The sequence below is a fragment of the Paenibacillus sp. 01T442 genome, from assembly GCF_056398345.1.
On record NZ_JBFTPF010000156.1, the window covers coordinates 1 to 5009 of the forward strand.

5 protein-coding genes are annotated in these 5009 nt (G+C 45.7%); all 5 read right to left on the reverse strand.

Going from position 1 to position 5009, the window contains the following annotated elements; translation table 11 throughout:
• Positions 1–305 precede the first annotated feature (305 nt).
• Complete coding sequence (locus AC1DLM_RS34720) at positions 306–503, reverse strand: sulfatase/phosphatase domain-containing protein (RefSeq protein WP_477572542.1); 198 nt, start codon at positions 501–503, stop codon at positions 306–308.
• Between the two features lie 121 nt (positions 504–624).
• Positions 625–1335, reverse strand: a complete 711-nt coding sequence (locus AC1DLM_RS34725) for a YebC/PmpR family DNA-binding transcriptional regulator (RefSeq protein WP_441987059.1) — start codon at positions 1333–1335, stop codon at positions 625–627.
• A gap of 176 nt (positions 1336–1511) precedes the next feature.
• Positions 1512–2039: a hypothetical protein gene (locus AC1DLM_RS34730; RefSeq protein ID WP_477572539.1), complete on the reverse strand. Its 528-nt coding sequence runs from the start codon at positions 2037–2039 to the stop codon at positions 1512–1514.
• A gap of 43 nt (positions 2040–2082) precedes the next feature.
• Positions 2083–3462 carry a hypothetical protein gene (locus AC1DLM_RS34735; RefSeq protein WP_477572540.1) on the reverse strand — a complete coding sequence of 460 codons (1380 nt, stop codon included), beginning with the start codon at positions 3460–3462 and terminating at the stop codon, positions 2083–2085.
• Positions 3463–4018: 556 nt separating this feature from the next.
• Positions 4019–5009: hypothetical protein (locus tag AC1DLM_RS34740; protein WP_477572541.1), on the reverse strand; the 991-nt coding region annotated here is incomplete at its 5' end.

Below are 5009 nucleotides of genomic sequence, written 5' to 3' on the forward strand. Positions count from 1 at the left end.
TTCTACTTCTACTTCTACTTCTACTTCTACTTCTACTTCTACTTCTACTTCTACTTCTACTTCTACTTCTACTTCTACTTCTACTTCTACTTCTACTTCTACTTCTACTCCTACTCCTGCTTCTACTCCAACCCCCCGGCTCAATTCGCAACCAACATGCCACATATCAGCAAGGACATTAAAGGGCGAATCTTCAGTTCCCCTTGTCCTTAAACAAACACTTCATCCTGCCATGCTGGATCCTCTCCACGCAAGAAAGGTGACGCATCTCTTCCTTGCTCTTGACCACTCGCTGCCACTCCCATTTATCCAGCCATCGTTTGCTGGAAGTCGACGACACTTACTAACTTATCCACAACTACCCCTTGTGGAATACTTGCAGGCCAACGCATCAGCATAGGTACACGATAAGCGGTCTCATACAGGTTGTTTTTATGGACAAGTCCATGCTCGCCCATATACTCACCATGATTCGATGTAAAGTTCCAGCTAAGTTCCGGTATGCTCCTTGTTTTGCCTCATATGTATCCGCTTATATTTCCCACTTGTGTCTAACTGAACACGAGAAAAGGAAGCAGCTAGGATCTGAGATCGAAGCTGCTTCCTTTTTATGCATCCGTATACCTATTCCACGTTATGATACACTTGTTGAACATCTTCCAAATCTTCTAAAGCATCAATCATCTTATCGAATTGGGTTTGTCCTTCATCGGATAACGTAACGTTATTTTGAGCAATCATCGTCAACTCAGCAACTGCGAAATCCGTGATGCCMGCCTTTTTGAGCGCTTCTTGAACAGCGTGGAACTCCTCGGGCTCCGCATACACCATGACCATGTCTTCTTCTTCAAGAAGATCACGAACATTTACGTCCGCCTCCATCAGAATTTCCATAATTTCGTCTATACTTTTATCTTCAATTCCGATCGCCGCTGTCGCGTCGAACATGTACGCAACGGAACCCGTTACCCCCATGTTACCGCCATTTTTACTAAATGCGGCACGAACGCTTGACGCGGTACGGTTTACATTATTCGTTAGCGTGTCCACAATGACCATGGAGCCATTAGGTCCAAAGCCTTCATAACGAAGCTCTTCATAAATTTCATCAGAGCTGCCTTTGGCTTTATTAATGGCGCGATCAATGATCGCTTTCGGTACATTATACGTTTTGGCGCGTTCAAGAACGACTTTCAACGCACGGTTTGATTCCGGGTCTGGCTCACCTTTGCGTGCTGCTACATAAATTTCGAGGCCGAACTTCGCGTACACACGACTCGTACTTGCATCATTCGAAGCTTTCTTCTCTTTTATGTTATTCCATTTACGTCCCACTATGGATCCCACTTTCTATTATGATTTCATTCCCTATCATAACCTATTTTCATGCGAAATTAAAATATTTCCATAGGTCCTGAAGATTTCGTCATAATAGATAATACCAAATTTCGAACGGTGTAGGGAAGATTTCAAACGATTTTTATTTGAAGTGACCCTTCGGTTTTCCTTTTTTACCGCAGATGAAATGTTATCGGGCTACCTTGATCCCAAAGATAAGTTTCCTGTTTCTCGAGCGTCACACATGTTAGTAATACCCCTTCCTCACCACGGGTAACGACTAAATCGAAACATGAATCGAACGCTCGAATTGAACGAAGCGCCATAGTGCCCCAGTGTTCAGGCATTCGAGGCGAACAGGAAAAGGTATGAAGACCCGTGGGCACGATGCCGAATAAACCTTCGACAATGACTCGTGCGTAAAGCGCACTTTCCGCAGAGAGGTGCCGCCCATTACCCTCGGGGAATGCCTCAACCGCATAGGGAACATGTTCGCCAAGCAATCTGTTCCGCGAATATTCGAGCAGATGTGTGATCCCCAGCTCTGTTTCACCCGCATTGAGAATGCCCCGAAGTGCATACAAAGTGGAGCGATCCCAGTAGGTGGTTTCCCCCGCCTGTGTGACAACTCCGCCGTTTACCCACAATCGCGAAGAGAGTAAAGCTGCAATCGTCTGTTCCTTGCGATCTAAGATATTCATTGTCAGAGGGACACATATCCACGAACGCAGAATGTCGTTTCCTTCATAGATAGCGATAGGTCTCATAACCCTCAATGTTTGCGCCAAAATGGGATTCAATCGCTTGTCGCAGTTCAGCCGCCTCCTCCTCTAAGCGTGGGGCTTGCTCCGCTTTCCCGACTTCTCGCGCAAGGTGAGCGGACGAAAGAAGAGCACCGTACGCAAGCGACGAAGTGAACAGATTGGCGTCGCCGCTTGGAAAGCGATTCTCCAGTTCATCCGAATCTGATGCGACAACGCCAGCCTGGGTTCGTTTCCGCCGGCAATAGGCCAGACACCATTCAATAGCTGGCCATAGCTCCTCGGCTATTCTTCGACTGCCACTCGCCAGCGCAAACCGCGCCGCACCATAGGCGTACATCGCCGCATCCCCAMGATCTCCCGCCCCCTCCCAAATATCTACGCCTTCGGCGATGATAGAGGATGGTATGGGATGAAAGTCAGGTCCCATGAACGGCATATAAAGTCGATAGGCATTCAAGGATGCCTCTATTGCATCTTGTTCGCCTAAAAAAGGAAAAAATGGACCCGCATATTCCGCCTGATCGTTCGTCCATACTGCCGCGTAGTAGGATCCGCCACCGGGACAGTGCATGAAACCGTTCTTGGTGCGAAAAATACTCTCCGTTGCACGGATTTTGGCCAAATCAAACATCCGGTTCAAATGGGGCTCTTGCGTTTCAAGCTGCAATGACGAACCAATCTCCTTCAAGAATTCCCGCCGCTTCCTTTCCTCGTATAACACGTCGAGACTTTCAGTGGATCCCTGCAATGTCGAAGCACAGATCCAACTCTTGAATTCCAGCGTCTCCCCTGCTCTCAGCTCCACGGTTGATGGCGCATCATGACCCGCTTCCACCATATAGACCCCTTTGGTACCTCTGCGATAATATACACATGCAATCCGTCCAATCTCGAGCTGCACATTGTCCTCCGTCATATTCTGAACTTCTACGCGTTCTAGTGCATATGGTTTATCTATCGCTGGAAATACAGTTCTACGGACCAGAACCCCTTGATCGGATACAGAGGCCAACTGCAGGATCCCGTCGAACGTGATTCTAAACAACTTTTCTTGAACTAATCGACCCCCAACACGCATGCAAGGTAAAAGCTCCTGTCCAAATGCCTCCATTAAACTAGCATGTGTATCATTCGGAATCGTGCGCAAACCAGGCCATACGACTTTACGTTTTAAAATAACGCCACCTTCCGAATCTACACCATACATCACGATGAGGGAAACCTCTTTCCCACTCATTTCGACATGATCCTGGTGGGCAAGATGTCCGAGATGAATGTCCCAGACGATTCCTGCTCCTTCACCTAAATGCCAGCGTATATTTGCTGCTGAGGAGGACTCATTTGAATCCGTTGTTCCCATCGTCTCTCGCCCCTTTCTGGTCTATTTATCCTTACTTCACGCGGATAATTTCTATGACAACTTGACTGCCAAGAGGTGATGATCATTTCGCCGAAATAGCGCATCTACGTTCCTTTCGATACAATGCCCCTGTGTTCAGTTATCCAAATCCACTGTGAATCGTGTGTTCGACGCATACTGAGGTTGGGCGTAGGAATGAGGCTGGTTTGAGGTTGGATTGGTAGGATTGTCGTTGGTTTGAGGCTTGTGAAATCATGGTGACTGCCAATTCGTGTTTAGATGTATAAACTACAGCTAATTTGCTCAAATCTGAGGTATTTTGAGGAATAGATGGAAAAAGTACATTTAATTTGTATGAAATTTGAAGAATTGAATAAATCGAAGGAATTTAGCTACATGAAATACAGTTAATCTTTCAAATTCGAGAATTCCACTTCAAATAGATGGAGAAAATCCAGTTAGCTGCGGGAAGCAGGTTTATTACTCATCGGTCATTAGCGAAAAAAGAGGCTATTTCAAAAAGTCAAAATTGACTCTTGAGATAGCCTCTGATACCTTACTTCGATGGATCCGGGTACACATCAAGCGAAATGCTTTTCCCGTTGGCCGTAATCATTGTTGCTGTGAAGGAAGCCACCTCAACAGGTGTTCCATCAATCGCTGATGTTGCTGGTTTGTAGATATACTTCGCATCTCCGCGATATAATCTGATCTTACTATTGATGGTGGAGAATACCCAGTCGGTAGGATCGACTTTACCGCCAGCGGTTGCACCAATATCCGCGTCTGTGGATGGATAGGTATAGCCAGCGGTTTCATCTCCTGCTAAAGGATAAGGCTGGTTAGACAATCCATTCACATTGTTAACACCTGTAATATTGGATTCAACTGCGAKATATCCTGAATCTGGTACAATGTTATCATTCGTCCATTTGACATTGCTAATAAAGATTTGAATACCGAAAATGGGTGCTACACGGATCACAGAGCTGTTTTTAAAGGCATTGTTTCCATATTGATCCATTAGCGTAATATTGCTAAACGTTTGTTTCAGCAGCAATTTCTTGGCCACCGTATCGATGGTGTTACCTGTAAAGATGTTAACGCCTGCTTTCAGCTGTGACAATCCCATAATTCTTGCTTTCCCATTATAAGTTGCTGTTAGTGAGCTAACGACTAAAGGATCATCTTTAATGGCGATGTTATCAAGGAAAGCCACTTTATTACCCGTGTAGTTAGACGGTTTGAATAGCACGGATATGCTAGTTGTTCCAGCATCCTTACCACGAATCCCATACCCGTCAGGAGCGTTTGCAACAGCACCATCAGCTCTTGGCTTATTCACAATGGAAGAAGCTCTCGTATTGGAAGTCGTGACCGATTTCAACTGTTGAATCGTGTTGTTCGGGAGCTGAACAATATTGCCGTTAGCATCCTTGGCCGTGAGTACAACTTTGCCCGAGAACATATTCTCTAAAGATACACTTTCTGTTGAATAAACGTTATTAATGACATTCGTAAGTGAGCCTTGCAGCGTATCCTTAACC

Bases quoted from the DNA above. Each gene is read 5' to 3' on its own strand.
- AC1DLM_RS34730 (WP_477572539.1), bottom strand. From the start codon at position 2,039: ATGAATATCTTAGATCGCAAGGAACAGACGATTGCAGCTTTACTCTCT.